The sequence below is a fragment of the Janthinobacterium sp. FW305-128 genome (genome assembly GCF_020858135.1).
Taxonomy (GTDB): domain Bacteria; phylum Pseudomonadota; class Gammaproteobacteria; order Burkholderiales; family Burkholderiaceae_D; genus Janthinobacterium.
The window spans coordinates 20926-39842 of record NZ_JACYMK010000003.1 but is presented as its reverse complement, the minus strand read 5'-3'; the positions used below and the strand labels follow the sequence as shown (position 1 = coordinate 39842).

The window sequence follows — 18917 nt, the reverse complement described above, 5'->3', positions numbered from 1 at the left end:
TTCTCACGCCAGAAGGACTACGTCCCGCGTCTAGCGGCGGCCGTGGTAGTGTCCATGCCCGCCCCAGCCGCCGCGGCGTCCGCCATAGCGCCCAAAGCCAAACATGAAGTCCAGCCCGATCGATACGGGCGGATTGTAATAATACGGTTGCGGCGCGTACACGGGCGCCGGCACATACACGGGCTGCTGCACGTAGACAGGCGACTGCTGCACGTAGACGGGCTCATTCGTGTATTCCACGCGCGGCGCGCTCATCACGCGGCCCGACTGCACCGGCTCGGACGAGACCGTATGCCATTCATAGGGATTGTAGGCCCCCTGCGGCGCGCGCGAACCGTAATACGCGGGCCCCGGCGGGGCCACGACGCAGCCACCCAATGCGGCCAGCGAAATTACTGCCAACAGGGTTTTCATCGCAATTCTCCTAATATGTACTACCTCGAGTAAGTACTATAAGAAATTACGCCGTGCTTTGCTGTGCTTTTACCGATTGTTACACCCCGACGCACGCCGCAACATGAAATGTGGCAATGGCGCCACAAGCGGCCCATGCGCCATGTTTCCTCAGATAAATGGAATGTCGCACGTGTCGATGGCCTTGCCTGCCGCATCGTAGCGCTGCACACACACCTGGTAGCGCACGCCGTAATCGAGCTCGACCTGCTCGACCTTGCCATACTTCAATTTCCAGCTGGGCTGCACACGCTGCTTGCCCGCCAGGGCCGCCACGTCCTGCGGTATCGCCATCGCCGTTTGCGTCTCGCCCTGGCGCGCATCCTGGCGCCGCGCCACGTCGATCGCAACGTTCACGGCCAGGTCGACGCCGCCGTCCGCATAGGCCAGCTTCGGCGCGCTGCGCTGCGCCCGCATCACACCCCAGCTGCAAGCCTTGCCGCCGGCCTCGCATCGCTTCAATTGCGCCAGCGGAAAATATTCAGGGGCAATCTTGCCATCCTTGATGGGCCAGCTGGTGCGCACGCCGTCGCGCTTGCCCGTCAGGGGATTGTCCCAGCTCAAGCTGTTGACGACGGCGACGGTCTGGCCCGCCTGCAAGCCCACAGGCGTGCCCAGGGAAGCGCAGGCGGAAAGCAGCAAGCCGGTGGCCGCCAGGGAAGAAAGTGTCAGGATGCGCTGCATGGTAGGCCTCTTGTGGTGGGATATCCCGAAGGTATGTTTCGAGGGTAACAGAATCGGGGGCGGCAGCGCCGTTGGCTGCCGCACATAACAATACGGGCGGCACCCTCGCAGGCGCCGCCCGTAGCGGATACGGTCATGCCGGGAGCAGCGCTCCCGGCAGTGCCTGGATCAGTCCAGCTTCCAGGCGTAGTCGACCTTGGTCCAGGTTTGCGCAGGGGAACCATCCTTGGTGCCCGGCTTGAACTTGCATGCGGACAGGGCCTTGATGGCGGCCTTGTCCAGGTTCTTGAAGCCGCTGCTCTTCTCGACTTTCGAATCAGCAACGCTGCCATCGGCATTGACCAGGAAGGACATCGACACGGTGCCCTGCTCTTCGTTCATCAACGAGGCTTTCGGATAGTCGGCCTTGCAGTTCTTGGCATCGAACGACGCCGGCACCTCGGCAGCGAAGGCTGCGGAAGAAACCGACACCAGCAAGGCTGCTGCAACACTCATCAAACGCTTATTCTCAAACATGTGCTTCCCCATGATTATCAGATACGGTAATTACAACTTCCTGTGCGCTGTTGACCGCGCTTAAAACTCTTCCCACTCGTCATTGCTGGTGCTGCCGACCCCTGCCGCCTTGCGTGGCGCCGCGGCAGCCACGGGCGCGGCCGCTTCGGTCTTGCGGGTCAGCGACTTGATCGGGCGCAATGCGGGCGCCGGCTTGCGTACGGCAACGGGGGCGGTGGCGACGGGGGCCGGCACATATGCCGCCGGCTTCTCTTCACCCTCGACCAGTTTGAAGATGCTGACGACGTGCGCCAGTTCGGCCGCCTGGTCCTGCAGGCTTTGCGCCGCGGCGGCGGCCTGCTCCACCAGGGCCGCATTTTGCTGCGTCATGCCGTCCATCTCGATGATCGACAGGTTGACCTGTTCGATGCCGGCGCTTTGTTCCTGGCTGGCACTGGCGATCTCGCTCATGATGTCCGTCACGCGGCGCACGCTGTCGACCACTTCGCCCATCGTCACACCAGCCTGGCCGACCAGACGCGTACCGCGTTCCGTCTTCTCGGCCGAATCGTCGATGAGGATCTTGATTTCCTTCGCGGCGCCAGCGGAGCGCTGGGCCAGGTTGCGCACTTCGGACGCCACCACGGCAAAGCCGCGGCCTTGCTCGCCGGCACGTGCCGCTTCCACGGCCGCGTTCAGCGCCAAGATATTCGTCTGGAAGGCGATGCCGTCGATCACGCCGATGATGTCGACAATCTTCTTCGCCGACTCGTTGATCGAGCTCATGGTGTCAACCACTTGCGACACGACGGAGCCGCCCTTCAGGGCCACGTCCGACGCGGTCGCGGCCAGCTTGTTCGCTTCGCGTGCATTGTCCGCATTCTGTTTCACGGTCGAGGTCAGCTCTTCCATCGCGGACGCCGTTTTTTCCAGCGCGCTGGCCTGCATTTCCGTGCGCGACGACAGGTCGATATTGCCGTCGGCAATTTCACGCGATGCCGTGCCGATGGTTTCCGTACCGACGCGCACCTGGCCGACGATGCCCACCAGGCTGTTGCGCATTTCCTTCATTTCCGCCAGCAGGCTGGAATTGTCCGATGGCTGGGTGTGGATGCCGATCGACAGGTCGCCATTGGCGATGCTGCCGGCGATCGATGCCGTGTAGTCAGGCTCGCCGCCCAGCTGTTTCAGCAGGCCGCGGGTAATCACCAGTGCCGCCGCCACGCCCATCGCCACGGCCAGTACGCCGAGGATGATCATGAACAGGCGCGCGCTGTCGAAAGCCTTGCGGGCATCCGACTGCATCTGTTCATTGAGCTTGTCTTCCAGGGTGGCCAGCTGCTCCAGCGCTTCCATCCATTTTTTCTGCACCGGGCGGATTTCCTTGATCATCACGCGCGTGGCGCCTTCCGCATCGTTGGCCATCCACAGTGCGGATGCCTTGGCGATGGCCGGCATGGCGGCCGCTTCGTATTCCTTGATCGAGGCGAGCAGGGTTTTTTCTTCGGCAGTCGACTCGACGGCGAATTTCTCTTCGAGCTTCTTCTGCGTTTCCTGATAGGTGCTCGTCTGCGTCTTGATACGCGCCATTTCCGGCTCCATATCGCTCGCGTCGGTCATCAGGGTGAGGATGCGCAGCGAGGTGATGCGGTCGCTGACGTTGCCACGCATATCGATCACCAGGCGGGTGACGACATTGTTGACATTGATCACGTGATCGAGACGTTCCTGGATTTGCGCCATGCGCGCGATGCCGAGGACGGTCACGGCCACCAGCAGAACCAGTACCAGGGCGAAACCCAGGCCCAGGCGGGTACCAACCTTCATTTTTGCTAAATTCATTTCGGCTCTTCGTAAATGAAACTATTGATAAGGATTTTTTGCCCGGCACGACAAGACGAAGGCTGCGGTACACCGGTATCCGCCCTTACCCATTGGTATGCTGGCGGTATCCGGCTGCACGCAGCCTGGGGTACTTCCTGGTCCTTCGCCAGCCCTGAACCAGCCAGTGACTGCGAATGCAAACTTGCTCCACACGCTGAATTTTTGACACTGATGATATGAGATCAACATCAAACATTCATATGAGAAATATTTGTCTATAATCAATTATAGGTGTAAATTTTGCCTCAAAGCAAGCAATAAGTACCTGAATAAATGGCAGATTAACTTTCTTCGGGGAAATGGCAACAACGCCGATTCTTGCCTCTTAGAAATGCCCCATGGCAGTGCGGGCGTGCGCCGAAACAGCGCATTTACAACACATGGCGTAGCCATATTGCATCGTTTTGGAAGAGGTGCTCAGAGGAAGGGGGAGTACGGACAATACCACTGCGCAGAAGCAGCGGTATAGACAAGTTGGCTCAGCTGTCCCAGCTGCAATGCATCACATAGGCGTGGCACTCTGTGCCAAAGACAAAGACGCTCCAGATGGCGCCCAATTGCCCGGTCAGGCTGATCTGGCCAGATGATACCAATTGATACCAGCGGGGCTCGCCGCGCAGCAGTTCGGCCAGTTCTCGCTCGAAACCGTCATATAAACGCGCATCGAGCGGCTGGCGGTCCGCCTCGCTCATGGGACGAAACCGCTCCAGCAACCACTGGCGCGGCGTGCAGGCGATGCCGCTGCACACTACGCTCTCGAGCGGCTGCAAGGACAAGCCCGCCGGCGCAATCCGCAGCGCGCGGCACAGCGCGTCGAGCGAGGCCTGCGGCGCAACGGGTCCCAGATACTCGCAAAGAAACAAGCTGCCGTCATCCTTCAGGGCGCCGACGGCCAGCAAGTAGCCCTCGATCACGCGCGCAAGGCTGTGGCAGTCGCCGCTCATCAGGCAGGCAGCGACAAACGCGCCGCCGCTTCCAGCAGCAAACGGGGGTCGCCCGAGGCCAGCTTCTTCGAGTCCGACAGGGTCTGGCGAAAGCCGCGCGCGCCGGGCAGGTTTTGCATCAGGCCCAGCATGTGGCGCGTGACGCTGTTCAGTTTCAAGCGCCCCGCTTCTTTCTCCAGCTGCGCGCTAATGTACGGAATCATCGCCTCGAGCACCTGTTCGCGCGTTTTCACGGGCGTCTCGTCGCCGTAGTAGCGCTGGTCGAACTGCGCCATCACGTACGGGTTGTGGTACGCCTCGCGGCCCAGCATCACGCCATCGAGGTGCTGCAAATGCAGGTCGATCTCGTCCAGGGTCTTGATGCCGCCGTTGATGATGAACTCGAACTGGGGAAAATCGCGCTTCAGGCGGTAGGCGTAATCGTATTTCAGGGGCGGCACTTCGCGGTTTTCCTTCGGACTCAGGCCTTTCAGGATGGCATTGCGCGCATGCACGATAAACGTCTTGCAGCCGGCGTCCGCCACTGTACCGACGAAGTCGCGCACGAAGTCGTACGATTCGCTGTCGTCGATGCCGATGCGGTGCTTGACCGTGACGTCGATGTCGACCACGTCGCGCATGGCTTTCACGCAGTCGGCCACCAGTTGCGGTTCGGCCATCAGGCAGGCGCCAAACGCGCCTTTTTGCACGCGCTCGGACGGGCAGCCGCAATTGAGGTTGACCTCGTCGTAGCCCCACTGCTCACCGAGCTTGGCGCTGGTGGCCAGGTCCTTCGGGTCGCTGCCGCCCAGCTGCAGCGCCACCGGATGCTCTTCCTCATTGAAGCGCAGATGGCGCTCCACGTCACCATACACGAGCGCGCCCGTCGTCACCATCTCGGTGTAGAGCCAGGTGTGGCGCGTGATTTCGCGGTGGAACTTGCGGCAATGGCGGTCGGTCCAGTCCATCATCGGGGCGACGGACAGGCGGCGGGAAGGCAAAGAAGAGGAAGTCATGGTGTCTACAAAAAACAGGGGCTGCAAATGACAAACCCGCTGCGCGCCCCACCAGTGATGGTGACGCGGCGCAGCGGGCCGGAAGCGGCATGGCCCGCAGGCCATGCTCTACAACAGATTACGCATCACGCGACGCTTTTTTACGCTCGTGCTCTTTCAGGAAGCGCTTGCGCAGACGGATCGATTTCGGGGTGATTTCCACCAGTTCGTCGTCCTCGATGAATTCGACTGCGTATTCCAGCGACATCTGGATAGGCGGCACCAGGCGCACCGCTTCGTCGGTACCCGACGAACGCACGTTGGTCAGCTGCTTGCCCTTGATCGGGTTGACGACCAGGTCGTTGTCGCGCGAGTGGATACCGATGACCATGCCTTCGTAGACTGGGTCATTGTGCGACACGAACATGCGGCCGCGGTCTTGCAGTTTCCAGATAGCGTAGGCAACGGCGGCGCCGTCATCTTGCGAGATCAGCACGCCGTTACGACGGCCAGCCATTTCGCCACGGGTGTTGTCGACAGGCGCGTATTCATGGAATACGTGGCTCATCAGGCCGGTGCCGCGGGTCAGGGTCATGAATTCGCCCTGGAAGCCGATCAGGCCACGCGCCGGGATCAGGTACTCGAGACGCACGCGGCCCTTGCCATCCGATTCCATGTTTTGCAGGTCGCCGCGACGACGGCCCAGTTCTTCCATGACGCCGCCCTGGTTGGCTTCTTCCACGTCGACCGACAGGTTTTCAAACGGCTCGTGGCGCACGCCATCGACCATCTTGAACACCACGCGTGGACGCGATACGGCCAGCTCGAAGCCTTCGCGACGCATGTTTTCGATCAGAATCGTCAGGTGCAGCTCGCCGCGGCCCGATACTTCAAAGATCGTGTCGTCGTCGGTCGGCGCTACGCGCAGAGCAACGTTGGCTTTCAATTCTTTTTCCAGACGGTCACGCAGTTGGCGCGAAGTCACGAACTTGCCTTCGCGGCCAGCCAGTGGCGAGTTGTTGACCATGAAGTTCATGGTCAACGTTGGCTCGTCGACGGTCAGCATCGGCAGCGCTTCCGGGGTGTCCAGTGCGCACAGGGTCGAACCGATGCCGATTTCGTCGATACCGTTGATCAGGCAAATGTCGCCGGCAACAGCTTCGTCCACCAGCACGCGCTCCAGGCCCTTGAAGTTCAGCACCTGATTGATGCGGCCTTTGATTGGCGTGGCGCCTGGGCCATTGATGACCAGCACGTCTTGACCAACTTTCACGGTACCGCGGTTGACGCGGCCAATGCCGATCTTGCCGACGTACGACGAGTAGTCCAGCGAGGTGATCTGCATTTGCAGCGGGCCTTCCGGATTGTCGTCACGTACTGGAACGTGTTCCAGGATGGCGTCGAACATCGGCTTCATGTCGCCGCCGCGCACGTCTTCGGTCAGGCCGGCATAGCCGTTCAGGCCGGAAGCGTAAACGATAGGGAAATCCAGTTGCTCGTCGGTTGCGCCCAGCTTGTCGAACAGTTCGAATGTCTGGTTGATGGCCCAGTCAGGACGTGCGCCGGGACGGTCGATCTTGTTGACGATCACGATAGGCTTCAGACCCAGTGCCAGCGCCTTGCGCGTGACGAAACGGGTTTGCGGCATCGGGCCTTCCTGTGCATCGATCAGCAGCAGAACCGAGTCCACCATCGACAGAACACGTTCCACTTCGCCGCCGAAGTCGGCGTGGCCTGGGGTGTCGACGATGTTGATGTGGGTGCCTTCGTACTCAACAGCGCAGTTCTTCGACAGAATCGTAATGCCGCGCTCCTTTTCCAGGTCGTTCGAGTCCATGACTCGGGTGTCGACCGCTTGGTTTTCACGGAAGGTGCCGGACTGGCGCAGCAGCTGATCCACCAGCGTGGTTTTGCCGTGGTCAACGTGGGCGATAATGGCGATATTACGAATTGCGCGTTTTGTATTTGACATGGTCGTAGTAGTTACTGAAAAACTGCGGAGTGCGTACAAGGTGTACGAGATACCCGAATGCTAATCTATTTCCGGAACCGCGTAGTATAGCATGTTGCGTTGCAACGCTATCTAAAAATGCTGGCGGCTCCCGCAGTCGGGGACGGATTGTTTAAAAAAGCGACACTGTTTGAAGAGTGCATGCCGGGGTCAGACCCTCAATCCCGCCAACTCAGAGGCTTGCGCCAACGGTCGAGGGGGTCTGACCCCAGCTTTTATTGATGTGCCGTGGCAATGAGACGCTCGGGGGCCAGGATGCTGTATTCCTGCAACTGGCCCGTGCCCAACAGCTTGCTGTCGTGATACACGCGCACCCTGCCCGGCTCGTTTGGTACGGCAACGTCTTCCTTGCCCAGCGCGATGCGCTGGCCATGCAGGAAACGCCTGGCCAATTCTTCCGTCAGCTGGACGGCGGGAAAGCTCGACAATAATGCATCGACGGGCGCCAGCAGACTCAGCGGCGCGGCATGCGCCGTCAGCTCATCCAAGGTGACGACGCCGTCAAGCGTCAGGTTGCCCACCTGCGTGCGGCGCAAGGCGTTCAGATGACCGCCGCAACCGAGCGCGTGGCCGATGTCTTCGCCCAGCACGCGGATATACGTGCCCTTGCTGCACATCACGGACAATTTCAGGAACGGGGCTTCATAGCCGAGGAACTCGAGCTTGTGGATGGTCACCGGGCGCGCCTCGCGCTCCAGGGTGATGCCTGCCCTTGCATACTCATATAGGGGCTTGCCGTCCCTTTTCAAGGCCGAGTACATGGGCGGCGTCTGCAGGATAGGCCCGCGGAACCGCGCCAGCACGGCTTCGATCTGCTCTTGCGTGACGTTGACCTCGCGCGTTTCCAGCACTTCGCCCTCGGTATCGCCCGTATCCGTCGTCTGCCCCAGGTGCACCAGGGTTTCGTAGGTCTTGTCGGCTTCCAGCAAATCCTGCGAGAACTTCGTCGCCTCGCCAAAGCACAGCGGCAGCAAGCCCGTGGCGAACGGATCCAGGGTGCCTGTATGGCCCGCTTTTTTCGCGTTCAGCACGCGCTTGGCCTTGATCAGGGCGTCGTTGCTGGACCAGCCCACGGGCTTATCGAGCAGCAAGACGCCATCGACCAGGTCGCGCACCCGCTTGATGCCCGGTGGTTTCTTCGGACCCGCCACTGTTATTGCTCGTCCGCTTCTGGTTTGACATCCGGCTCGGCGTCGGCCGCGCGCGTGGCATTGGCCTTGTCGATCAGGAGCGACATTTCCATGCCGCGCGAGGTCGAGCTGTCGTGCACGAAATGCAGCATCGGCAGGGTGTGGATGTGCAGGCGCTTGCCCAGCAAGCCACGGATGAAGCCCGACGCGGCCATCAGGCCTTCGGTGGTGTTCTTGATGGCTTCTTTGCTGTCTTTCAACATCGTGAAAAACACCTTGGCGTGCGCGTAATCGGGCGTGATCTGCACTTCGGTGATGGTGATCATCGTGCCCACGCGCGGGTCTTTCAATTCGTAGGCGACGATTTCAGCCAGATCGCGCTGGATCTGGTCGGCCACGCGCAAGCCGCGCGCTGGCATGGTTTTGCTATGTTTAGCCATGATTTTATGCTGTCCTAAGTGCCGCAGGGCGCATGGGTCAAACGGTTGCCCGTTGACCAATGCGCCCCACGTGTTTGCGCGGACAACGGTATGTCCGCGCGGTTTTCATTGCTGCTGCGATTACAGGGTACGAGCGATTTCCTGGACTTCGAACACTTCCAGCGTGTCGCCAACCTGAATGTCGTTGTAGTTCTTCAGCGACAGGCCGCACTCCAGACCGGCGCGAACTTCTTTCGCATCGTCCTTGAAGCGTTTCAGGGAGTCGATCTCGCCGCTCCACACCACGATGTTGTTGCGCAACAGGCGGACGGAAGAAGCACGCTTGACCACGCCATCGGTGACCAGGCAACCGGCAATCGCGCCGACCTTCGAGACCAGGATAACCTGGCGGATCTCGACCTGGCCGATGACGGTTTCGCGTTTCTCTGGTGCCAACATGCCCGACAACGCCGATTTGATCTCGTCGATCGCATCGTAAATGATGTTGTAGTAGCGAATGTCCACGCCATTCGACTCGGCCAGCTTGCGTGCCTGGGCATCAGCACGGGCGTTAAAGCCGATGATGACCGCTTTCGAGGCGACTGCCAGGTTGACGTCCGATTCCGTGATGCCGCCGACGGCCGCGTGAACCACTTGTACGCGCACTTCGGAGGTCGACAGTTTCTGCAGCGAACCGACCAGCGCTTCTTGCGAACCTTGCACGTCGGTTTTGATGATCAGTGGCAAGTTTTTCACTTCGCCTTCGGCCATCTGGTCGAACATGTTTTCCAGTTTCGCAGCTTGCTGTTTCGCCAGTTTCACGTCGCGGAACTTACCTTGACGGAACAGACCGATTTCGCGCGCCTTGCGCTCGTCAGCCATGACGACGACTTCTTCACCGGCAACCGGCACTTCCGTCAGACCCTGGATTTCGACCGGAATCGAAGGACCCGCTTCAGCGATGGACTTGCCGTTCTCGTCCAGCATGGCGCGAACACGGCCATACGAAGAGCCCGCCAGAATCACGTCGCCGCGCTTCAGGGTACCGGACTGCACCAGGATCGTCGCGACAGGACCACGGCCCTTGTCCAGACGCGCCTCGACTACCAGGCCGCGTGCAGGCGCATCGACCGGTGCCGTCAGTTCCAGCACTTCGGCTTGCAACAGCACTTGTTCCAGCAGGTCGTCGATACCCTGGCCCGTTTTGGCCGATACCGGCACGAATGGCGATTCGCCACCGTATTCTTCCGGCACGACTTGCTCGGCGACCAGTTCCTGCGTCACGCGGTCAACGTTGCCGCCTGGTTTGTCGACCTTGTTGATCGCCACCACCAGCGGTACGCCGGCTGCTTTCGCATGGGCAATCGCTTCTTTCGTTTGCGGCATCACGCCATCGTCGGCGGCAACCACCAGAATCACGATGTCGGTTGCCTTGGCGCCACGGGCACGCATCGCGGTAAACGCTTCGTGGCCCGGGGTGTCGAGGAAGGTGATCATGCCGCGTGGCGTATCGACGTGGTAAGCGCCGATATGCTGCGTAATGCCGCCCGCTTCGCCGGAAGCCACCTTGGCGCGACGGATGTAATCGAGCAACGAGGTCTTGCCATGGTCGACGTGACCCATGACGGTGACCACCGGTGCGCGTGGCTTGGTTTCGAAGTGCGCGTGTTCGCCCACATCGGCCAGCAGCGCTTCCGGATCGTCCAGTTCGGCGGCGAACGCCTTGTGGCCCATTTCTTCCACCAGAATCATGGCGGTTTCCTGGTCCAGCACCTGGTTGATCGTGCACATCTGGCCCAATTTCATCAAATGCTTGATGACTTCGGATGCCTTGACGGACATTTTGTGCGCCAGTTCGGCCACGGTGATCGTTTCTGGCACGTGCACGTCTTTGACGACGGCTTCCGTAGGAGCCTGGAAGTTCGATTCACGGTCGTCATGGTGCGTCGGGCGACGGCCCTTCGCGCCACCGCGCCAGCTGTCACGGCCGCCTGGGCCGCTGTTGCCGCGTGGCTTGGGACCACCGGTGGTGCCGCGTTTTTTCGCGTCATCGGACCAGGTGGACGACACATTGGCCGACTTGATGGATTTCTTGTCTGCAACAGCAGGCTTCTTGTCGCCCGGCTTGTCGCCAGGTTTCTTGTCAGCAGGCTTGTGCAGGGTGCCTTCCGGCGCCTTCGGCTTGACGGGAACCGGTACGGGTTCCGGTGCCTTGATGGCGCGGCGTGGCGCGTTCATCATGGCCTTGATCTGGGCAACTTCGTCGGCAACAGCCTTGCGTGCACGCTCGGTGGCTTCCGCTTTGTCAGCGGCTTCCTTGGCGGCAACAGCAGCGGCGGCGGCTTTCTTTTTCGCTTCTTCAGCGGCAGCGGCTTTTTTCGCTTCGGCGGCGGCGTCGTCAACGACAGGCGCAGCGGCGCTGGCGGCAGGCGCGGCGGCAGCTTTGGCTGCCGCTTTCTTCGCTTCCGCTTCCGCTTCTTTCTTCGCAGCCAATTCAGCCTGTTGCGTGGCTTTCGCCTGGGCTTCTTTTTCCGCGTCGAGCTTGGCCAGACGTTCTTGTTTTTCGCGCAGATCGGCTTCCTGGCGGGCGATCAGTTCAGCCTGTTTACGGGCTTCTTCTTCACGGCGCGCCACGTCGGCGGGATCGATCACCGGTGCGGCAGGCGCGACCGGTTCTGCCGCGACCGGCGCAGCTTCGTCACGCTGGACGAAAGTGCGTTTCTTGCGCACTTCCACCTGGATCGTGCGCGATTTGCCGGTGGCGTCTGCTTGCTTAATCTCAGTCGTTTCCTTGCGGGTCACGGTGATTTTTTTCTTTTCTGTGTCAGCCGCTGCGCCGTGTGTGCGGCGCAGATGATCCAAAAGCTTGTCCTTATCATCTTTCGACAATGGATCTGACGTCGAACTTTTCTCGACGCCGGCAGAACGCAGCTGCGTCAGCAGCAAATCTGCAGGCATCTTCAGTTCGGTGGCAAATTGGGCTACGTTGTTACTCGCCATTCAGTCCTCTTTTCTATGTGTCGCGGAGATGATAAAGATACTCAAATTAAGCCTTTGCGGATTCGGCCAGACTCCATGCCTTGGCTTGCAACGCCTTGGCACGATCGTCGTATTTCGAGTCAACCAACTTCATCTCATCGTCGGTCACATCTTTAAATTCACTTGTAATCAGTTCACGCGCACGGTCCGCAGACAAGGCCAGGATTGCGCCAAATTCGTCGTATGCCAGTGCTGCAAATGCTTCTACGGTCTTGATACCAGCCAGACCCAGCTTGCCGGCGGTGATGCGATCCATGCCTTCCAGATTCACCAACGCCTCGTCCATGCCTTCCAGACCCTCTTCCGAAGCGATCGCTTCGGTCACGAGCGCATCACGCGCACGGGTACGGAGTTCATTGACGGTATCTTCGTCAAACGATTCGATTTCCAGCATTTCGGAAATTGGCACGTAAGCGATTTCTTCCAGACTGGCGAAACCTTCTTCCACCAGAATATCGGCCACTTCCTGGTCGACATCGAGCTTTTCCATGAACAGGATGCGCACGGCAGCCGTTTCCTGGGCAGCTTTGTCAGCCGATTCTTCGGCCGTCATGATGTTGATCTTCCAGCCGGTCAGGTCCGAGGCCAGGCGCACGTTCTGGCCGGAACGGCCGATCGCGATTGCCAGGTTTTCTTCGTCCACGACGACATCCATCGCGTGTTTTTCTTCATCGACCATGATCGACGACACGTTCGCCGGCGCCAGGGCGCCGATGACGAACTGCGCCGGATCTTCCGACCACAGCACGATGTCGACGCGTTCGCCGCCCAACTCGCCGGTCACGGCCTGCACGCGCGAACCGCGCATGCCGACGCAAGTACCGATCGGGTCGATGCGCTTGTCGGCCGTGTAGACGGCGATCTTGGCGCGCACGCCGGCATCGCGGGCTGCGGATTTAATTTCCAGCATGCCTTGCTCGATTTCCGGCACTTCCAGCTCGAACAGCTTCATGATGAATTCCGGCGCGGTGCGCGACAGGATCACTTGCGGGCCGCGCATATTGCGGTCGATGCGCAAGATGTATGCACGCACGCGGTCGCCGATACGCAGATTCTCTTTCGGGATCATCTGGTCGCGTGGCAGACGTGCTTCGATCTTGCCCGATTCGACGATGGCGTCGCCGCGTTCCATGCGCTTGATGGTGCCGGTGACGAGCGAATCGCCGCGCTCCAGGAAGTCGACCAGGATCTGTTCACGTTCGGCGTCACGCACGCGCTGCAGGACGACCTGTTTGGTATCCTGGGCGAAACGGCGGCCGAATTCAACGGATTCGATCGGTTCTTCGATGTGGTCATCGACTTCGATATCGGGAATCTGTTCTTTTGCCTCGAAATGCAGGATCTCCTGATCCGGCAATTGCAGGCCCGCTTCATCGGGCACGACGTGCCAGCGGCGGAACGATTCGAATTCGCCCGTTTCGCGGTCGATCGAAACGCGGATGTCTACTTCACCCTCATACCGTTTCTTCGTGGCTTGCGCCAACGCGAATTCGAGGGCGCCGAAGACGACATCTTTATCGACGTTTTTTTCGCGCGCCAGCGCGTCAACCAATAATAAAACTTCGCGGCTCATGCTTTGCGTCCCTTAAAAACCACCTGCGGCACCAAGCGTGCCTTATCCACATCGGCGAGCGTAAACTCCAACATCGCCGGACCATCCTTACCTTCAAATTCCAACGACAATTTATCGCCCACGGGTTCTTGCAAGATCCCCTGGAACGATTTCCGGTTGTTCGTACCCGGCATCGCCACCATCAGCTTGACGATGATTTCCTGGCCTGCGAAACGGACGAAGTCTTCCAGCTTGCGCACCGGACGATCGAGACCCGGGGAAGAAATCTCGAGACGCTCGTAAGGAACGTTCTCTACCGTCAACACATGCGATAACTGGTGACTGACCGTGGCACAGTCTTCGACCGTGATCGGACCTTTTTCAGCGGCATCGGCGGCGCTGAAATCAATAAAGACGCGCAGCAGCCCGCGCTCGGCACGTTCGACATCAACGAGCTCATAGCCCAGACCTGTAACTGTCTTTTCAATTAATCCCAACTGCTGCAAGAAATTCTCCAGAAATAAGGCCCGTTTTCGGCATGACAGCGCCGCAATAAGCGCCGACAACATGCAAAAACACGCATTCAAGTCATATATGGCCCCTTGCGGAGCCATTACAAACGGTTCAACAAAAAAAAAATGGGCATCTGCCCATCTTCTTGTATTTTCCCAACCAGATGAAAGCACTCCCCACCAAACAACCCTGCGGAGAACTTTTATTAGGCTGCAGATTATAACCTCTTATTAACTTCGCCGCAATGCCGCACACGAGGAGCGGCCCGGCTTACAACAGTTACAAGAGCGCGCACCCGCGGCAGATCGGCGGGCGCGCAAGAAGAAACTCTTCCCGATTAACCTTTGCTGCGGCGGCGCGGCATGCCATCCATGCCGCCGCGCGGCTGGCCGCCGGAACGTGCTTGCCCACCGGCACCACCGCCGGCATTGCGGCGCGGACCCGTGTTGGCGAAGCCGAAGGCCGTTTGCAGCGGATCGGGCTGGCGCGGACCGCGCTGCGGCGCGCGGCCTTCGCCACCCGGACGGCCCTGGCCTGCCGCACGCGGCGGACGGCCCTGGCCTTGGCCTTGCGCGCCTTCGAACGATGCCGACGAACGGGGCTGGCCGCCCTGGAACGGACCTTGCGGCTGACCGCGGCCCGGACCACGCGCGTCGCCTGGACGGCCGGCGCCGCCCGGGCGGCCCTGGCCTTGCGGACGGGCAAACTGGCCTTGCGGCTGGCCACGGCGCGGCGCGACGGGGAAAGGATCGGCGTTGCGGTTGCTCACATCGATGCGGTTGCCATTCGGCTCGTCATCGCGGCTGGCCTTGCGCGCTTCGCGGCCCTTGGCGGCGCCAGCGGCACGGGGGTCGCCCGATGCCGGCATTTTCTTTTCGATGCCGTAGGCGGTCAGCAGGTCGCGCACGGTGTTTTCATCCATCTCTTCCCAGCGGCCGCGTTTCAGGCCGCTCGGCAGGGTCATGGCGCCGTAGCGGGTACGGATCAGGCGCGACACGGTCAGGCCGATGGCTTCGAACATGCGGCGCACTTCGCGGTTACGGCCTTCGCCGATCACCACGCGGTACCACTTGTTGATGCCTTCGCCGCCGCCATCGGCGATCTTCGAGAACTGCGCCAGGCCGTCTTCCAGCTCGACGCCGGCCAGCAGCTTCTGGCGCATACCCTCTTCCAGCTCGCCCAGGGTACGCACGGCGTACTCGCGGTCGATGCCGTAGCGCGGGTGCATCAGGCGGTTGGCCAGGTCACCGGACGTGGTAAACAACAGCAAGCCTTCCGTGTTGAAGTCGAGGCGGCCAACGGCCAGCCACTTGCCCGCCTTCATGGTCGGCAGGCGGTCGAAGACGGATGGACGGCCGTCCGGGTCGTTGTGGCTGACGATTTCGCCGGCCGGCTTGTGGTAGACCAGCACGCGCGGCGGCTTCTTGCTGACGCGGCGCTGGATCAACTTGCCGTTGATGCGCACATGATCGCTCGGCAAGATGCGCTGGCCGATGTGGGCCGGCTCGCCATTCACGGACACGCGGCCCGAAATGATCAGGTCTTCCATGTCGCGGCGCGAACCGAGACCGGCTTCGGCCAGTACCTTGTGCAGCTTCGGCGCATCGTCGTCGGACGTCAGGTCGCGGCGCACGGCCGCTTTCTGTACACGGCCCGTGCCGCCTTCTTCGCTGTCGAAGGCGTCGGAAGTAACGAACGAGAAGACGGCATCAGCGTCGCTGAGCTTGCCTGGCGCAGCCTGGCGGCCCTTGCCCTTTTTACGGCTCTTGCCGGCATTCTTGCCGGCGCCCGGCACGTCGTTGCGGGGACCGCGCGGCAGGCGCGGGCCGGACACGAGGTTGCCTTCGGCATCGAACACGTCGGCGACAGGCGCGGCAGCTTGCTCTGCGGCAGGCGCTGCGGCAACGGCATCGGCCGCCTGCGGCGCTTCGGCGCGCGGCGGCTGGCGCAATGCGCGTTCGGCCTGAACACCGCGCATCTGGCGCGGACCGCGGGTCGGGCGTGCTTCGGCCGGCTTGTCGACGACGGCTTCCGGCGCCGTTTCAGCGACGGCGGCAGCGGCCTTGGCGGCGGCGCGGGCGCGCGGCGGACGCGGCGCCGGGGCGGCAACCGCCTCGGCTGCGGCTTCCGCGGCGTCGGCCACGGCCTTCAGGGCCGGCTTGGCGCGGGTTTTCTTGGCGGCGGGCGCAGCGTCGGCGGCGACAGCTTCCGCGACGGGCGCATCGGCGGCCACGTCGGCTTTCGTGCGGCGCTTCGGCTTGGCGGCGACAGCGTCGCCAGCCGTGCCGGCAGCAGCCGCGTCAGCTTCGATCTGGGCCTTGGTGCGGCGCTTGGGCTTGGCAACGATGGCTTCGTCGCTGGCGGTTACTGTCTCGGGGGTGTTCGGATTATTCATTCTTCGTTTCTTGGCTGTGCTGACCTGGCGCAGCGTCAACCGTTAGTTCTGGCGCAGGGTCGTGAGTGTAGGCTTCGTCCATGGGCGAAGCATCGGGGCCGGCATCAAGGCTTGCTGTCACATCTACATCTGTCACAGCCGTATTGCTACCTGCACCAAGCTGGGGGACAAGCTCATTGCTTGCCTTGTCAAAATTTTCCTGCAGGGCCGCTTCCAGGGCTTCAAGCCCATTGCCCTGCATCTCGCTGATTTGCTGCAAAGGCGGCAGCTGGGACAGCGATTGCAAACCCAGATCATCCAAAAACTGCTTGGTGGTGGCCAGCAAGGCCGGCCGCCCCACCACGTCGCGGTAGCCGATGGCATCGACCCAGCCACGGTCTTCCAGCATCTTGATCGTCTGCGAATTGACGGCAACGCCGCGAATTTCCTCGATATCGCCGCGCGTCACCGGCTGGCGGTAGGCGATGATGGCCAGGGTTTCCAGGGTCGCCCGCGAATACTTGGGCGGCCGCTCGGGCGTCAACCGGTCGAGATACATCTTCATTTCCGGGCGGCTTTGAAAGCGCCAGCCCGAAGCCAGACTGACGATCTCGATGCCGCGCCCTTCCCACTCGTCGCGCAACTCTTCCAGCAATTGCTTGATCGTGTCGGCGCCAACGCCGACACCGCGCACACGACCATTCTCGTCCGCATCGACGAACAGCTTTTTCAGGCTGTGGATCGCCAGCGATTCACGAGCGCACAGCAACGCGGTTTCGAGGACTTTTTTAGCCTCAATTGTATTCATAGCAATTCTGTGCGGATGTGTGTTGCAATTCGTATGCAGAGAAAGAAATCAAAAACGTTCATTTCAACGTAACAGATGGCAGACATCGATAATGACGCCGTGCTGGGTTACTAGTTGAGGCTGTTTTTCCGACGCCTTGGCCGATGCGCGCAAAGCGGGATTAAAGCGGATGCAGTGAAAGTCCTGCCATCCATGGTGCTGGCCTTAATTAACCTTCACTAAGTAACCAGCAATGAAACGATCTCCGGAGCAGCTGCTTTTCCCGTGGCGGCGAACCAGCCAGACAGGAGAGCGACAGTCGTCGTTTCATCCAACGATGCCAATTGTACCTGATAAAAAGCGGAAAAGCGCAAAACCGGGCAAAACACGCGTTTTACCCGGCCCTGGCGCGACACATCGCCCGTACCTCGCGCATCACAGGGAGGCGAGTTTCTCCGAGAGAATGGCCGATGCGCCCAGGAAAGCTGGGTACTGCGCCGTGATGACGAAGGTCGGCACTTGCGAGACATAATTGGCGAAGCGGCCCTTGCGCTCAAAGCGGGCGCGGAAACCGGAACGGTCGAAACGCGCTCCCAGGCGTGGCACGATGCCGCCGCCGATATAAATGCCGCCGAGCGCGCCCAGGGTGACGGCGACGTTGCCCGCCACCGTGCCGAGCATGCAGCAGAACGCTTCGATGACATCGTCGCACAGCTGGGATTCGCCGGCCAGCGCGCGGCGCGTGATTTCCGCCGCCGGCAACGCTTCGGCCGGCACGCCCGCGCGGTCGGCCAGGGCGCGGTAGATCAGTTCCAGGCCATCGCCGGAAATCAGGCGCTCGGCCGAGACGTGCTCGTATTCGCGCCAGGCAAATTGCAAAATGCTCACTTCCGTTTCATTGAACGGCGCAAAGCTGACGTGGCCGCCTTCGCTTTGCAGGGCGATCCAGCCGCCGTGCGAAGGAATCAGGCCCGACACGCCCAGGCCAGTGCCGGCGCCGATCAGGCCGATGGCCGTGTTCGGACGGGCCGTGCCCGCGCCCACCTGGTGCTTCTGTTCGCTCGACAGCTGCGGCAAGGAACGCGCCAGGGCCGTGAAATCGTTGACCACATCCAGGGTCGTGAAACCGCACTCTTCGCGCATGGCGCGGATCGAGAACGACCAGTGGTGGTTCGTCATGCTGAGGAAGTCGCCGTCGACGGGGTTGGCAATGGCGATCACGGCATGGCGCACGGCTTGCCCGCCTGCGGCAGCGATGTGCGGCAGGGCCAGGTAGGCTTGCAGGGCGGCGGACAGGCTCGGGTAATCGGCACAGGGCAGCACTTCGACCAGGGTGATGTGGCCGGCGGCCACTTCCAGGGCGAAACGGGCATTGGTGCCGCCCACGTCGGCCAGCAGGCGCGGTCCATCGGCAAAGGCGGAAGTCGGCAGTACGGGAGAAGACGAAGCGCTCATGATTTTAAATGATGAAGTGGGACGCATGGGACGCCAAGCTTAAAGGATGAATGCGCCCGGAGGCAAGCAAAGTTTGTAGTTTAAGTACATCAAAACAAGCCTTTATTGGTAGTTCCACTCCAAATGCAACAGGCAAGGCCAAAGTTACTCGAAAACAATGATTTATAGTAAGTACCTACACTCATCAGACGCACCAAAATCAT

15 protein-coding genes are annotated in these 18917 nt (G+C 61.0%); all 15 read right to left on the bottom strand.

Translation table 11 applies throughout. From position 1 onward, the window contains the following. Positions 1–30: 30 nt before the first annotated feature. Positions 31–414: a hypothetical protein gene (locus IGS60_RS07700; RefSeq protein ID WP_070311565.1), complete on the bottom strand. Its 384-nt coding sequence runs from the start codon at positions 412–414 to the stop codon at positions 31–33. A 150-nt stretch (positions 415–564) separates the two neighbouring features. Continuing rightward, positions 565–1137 (bottom strand): hypothetical protein, encoded by a 573-nt coding sequence (locus IGS60_RS07695; RefSeq protein WP_230503532.1) that lies wholly within the window; start codon positions 1135–1137, stop codon positions 565–567. Between the two features lie 168 nt (positions 1138–1305). Continuing rightward, the gene (locus tag IGS60_RS07690) at positions 1306–1653 is read right to left on the bottom strand and encodes an energy transducer TonB (protein ID WP_070218202.1); all 348 of its coding nucleotides are present in this window, start codon (positions 1651–1653) and stop codon (positions 1306–1308) included. 60 nt (positions 1654–1713) lie between these two features. Next, on the bottom strand, positions 1714–3474 hold the full coding sequence (locus tag IGS60_RS07685; RefSeq protein WP_230503530.1) for a methyl-accepting chemotaxis protein: 1761 nt from the start codon (positions 3472–3474) through the stop codon (positions 1714–1716). Positions 3475–3995: 521 nt separating this feature from the next. Beyond that, complete coding sequence (locus tag IGS60_RS07680) at positions 3996–4460, bottom strand: hypothetical protein (RefSeq protein ID WP_230503528.1); 465 nt, start codon at positions 4458–4460, stop codon at positions 3996–3998. Further along, a complete protein-coding gene (gene dusA, locus IGS60_RS07675) occupies positions 4460–5455 on the bottom strand; it encodes a tRNA dihydrouridine(20/20a) synthase DusA (protein WP_230503526.1) in 996 nt (331 codons plus the stop codon). The genes IGS60_RS07680 and dusA overlap by 1 nt, the downstream gene beginning before the upstream one ends. A gap of 118 nt (positions 5456–5573) precedes the next feature. Further along, a complete protein-coding gene (gene typA / locus IGS60_RS07670; RefSeq protein ID WP_070223676.1) occupies positions 5574–7406 on the bottom strand; it encodes a translational GTPase TypA in 1833 nt (610 codons plus the stop codon). Between the two features lie 254 nt (positions 7407–7660). After that, positions 7661–8596 (bottom strand): tRNA pseudouridine(55) synthase TruB, encoded by a 936-nt coding sequence (truB, locus tag IGS60_RS07665; RefSeq protein WP_230503524.1) that lies wholly within the window; start codon positions 8594–8596, stop codon positions 7661–7663. A gap of 2 nt (positions 8597–8598) precedes the next feature. After that, entirely contained in the window at positions 8599–9015 is a 417-nt protein-coding gene (gene rbfA, locus IGS60_RS07660) for a 30S ribosome-binding factor RbfA (RefSeq protein ID WP_035825200.1), read from the bottom strand. Between the two features lie 120 nt (positions 9016–9135). Next, positions 9136–11994, bottom strand: coding sequence for a translation initiation factor IF-2 (infB, locus tag IGS60_RS07655; protein ID WP_034760145.1), 2859 nt, complete (start codon positions 11992–11994; stop codon positions 9136–9138). A 46-nt stretch (positions 11995–12040) separates the two neighbouring features. Continuing rightward, on the bottom strand, positions 12041–13606 hold the full coding sequence (gene nusA, locus IGS60_RS07650) for a transcription termination factor NusA (protein ID WP_070222358.1): 1566 nt from the start codon (positions 13604–13606) through the stop codon (positions 12041–12043). Next, positions 13603–14091 carry a ribosome maturation factor RimP gene (gene rimP, locus IGS60_RS07645; protein WP_035828693.1) on the bottom strand — a complete coding sequence of 163 codons (489 nt, stop codon included), beginning with the start codon at positions 14089–14091 and terminating at the stop codon, positions 13603–13605. Before rimP ends, nusA begins: the two co-directional genes overlap by 4 nt. Before the next feature lie 344 nt (positions 14092–14435). Then, positions 14436–16493: a 23S rRNA pseudouridine(2605) synthase RluB gene (gene rluB / locus IGS60_RS07640; RefSeq protein WP_230503522.1), complete on the bottom strand. Its 2058-nt coding sequence runs from the start codon at positions 16491–16493 to the stop codon at positions 14436–14438. Then, positions 16486–17280, bottom strand: coding sequence for an SMC-Scp complex subunit ScpB (gene scpB / locus IGS60_RS07635; protein WP_230503520.1), 795 nt, complete (start codon positions 17278–17280; stop codon positions 16486–16488). Before scpB ends, rluB begins: the two co-directional genes overlap by 8 nt. A gap of 414 nt (positions 17281–17694) precedes the next feature. Next, positions 17695–18714: a glucokinase gene (locus tag IGS60_RS07630; RefSeq protein WP_070219236.1), complete on the bottom strand. Its 1020-nt coding sequence runs from the start codon at positions 18712–18714 to the stop codon at positions 17695–17697. Positions 18715–18917 lie beyond the last annotated feature (203 nt).

Coding starts and splice junctions, on each gene's coding strand:
- IGS60_RS07700 (WP_070311565.1), bottom strand. CDS start 414: ATGAAAACCCTGTTGGCAGTAATTTCGCTGGCCGCATTGGGTGGCTGC.
- IGS60_RS07695 (WP_230503532.1), bottom strand. CDS start 1,137: ATGCAGCGCATCCTGACACTTTCTTCCCTGGCGGCCACCGGCTTGCTG.
- IGS60_RS07690 (WP_070218202.1), bottom strand. CDS start 1,653: ATGTTTGAGAATAAGCGTTTGATGAGTGTTGCAGCAGCCTTGCTGGTG.
- IGS60_RS07685 (WP_230503530.1), bottom strand. CDS start 3,474: ATGAATTTAGCAAAAATGAAGGTTGGTACCCGCCTGGGCCTGGGTTTC.
- IGS60_RS07680 (WP_230503528.1), bottom strand. CDS start 4,460: ATGAGCGGCGACTGCCACAGCCTTGCGCGCGTGATCGAGGGCTACTTG.
- dusA (WP_230503526.1), bottom strand. CDS start 5,455: ATGACTTCCTCTTCTTTGCCTTCCCGCCGCCTGTCCGTCGCCCCGATG.
- typA (WP_070223676.1), bottom strand. CDS start 7,406: ATGTCAAATACAAAACGCGCAATTCGTAATATCGCCATTATCGCCCAC.
- rbfA (WP_035825200.1), bottom strand. CDS start 9,015: ATGGCTAAACATAGCAAAACCATGCCAGCGCGCGGCTTGCGCGTGGCC.
- infB (WP_034760145.1), bottom strand. CDS start 11,994: ATGGCGAGTAACAACGTAGCCCAATTTGCCACCGAACTGAAGATGCCT.
- nusA (WP_070222358.1), bottom strand. CDS start 13,606: ATGAGCCGCGAAGTTTTATTATTGGTTGACGCGCTGGCGCGCGAAAAA.
- rluB (WP_230503522.1), bottom strand. CDS start 16,493: ATGAATAATCCGAACACCCCCGAGACAGTAACCGCCAGCGACGAAGCC.
- scpB (WP_230503520.1), bottom strand. CDS start 17,280: ATGAATACAATTGAGGCTAAAAAAGTCCTCGAAACCGCGTTGCTGTGC.
- IGS60_RS07630 (WP_070219236.1), bottom strand. CDS start 18,714: ATGAGCGCTTCGTCTTCTCCCGTACTGCCGACTTCCGCCTTTGCCGAT.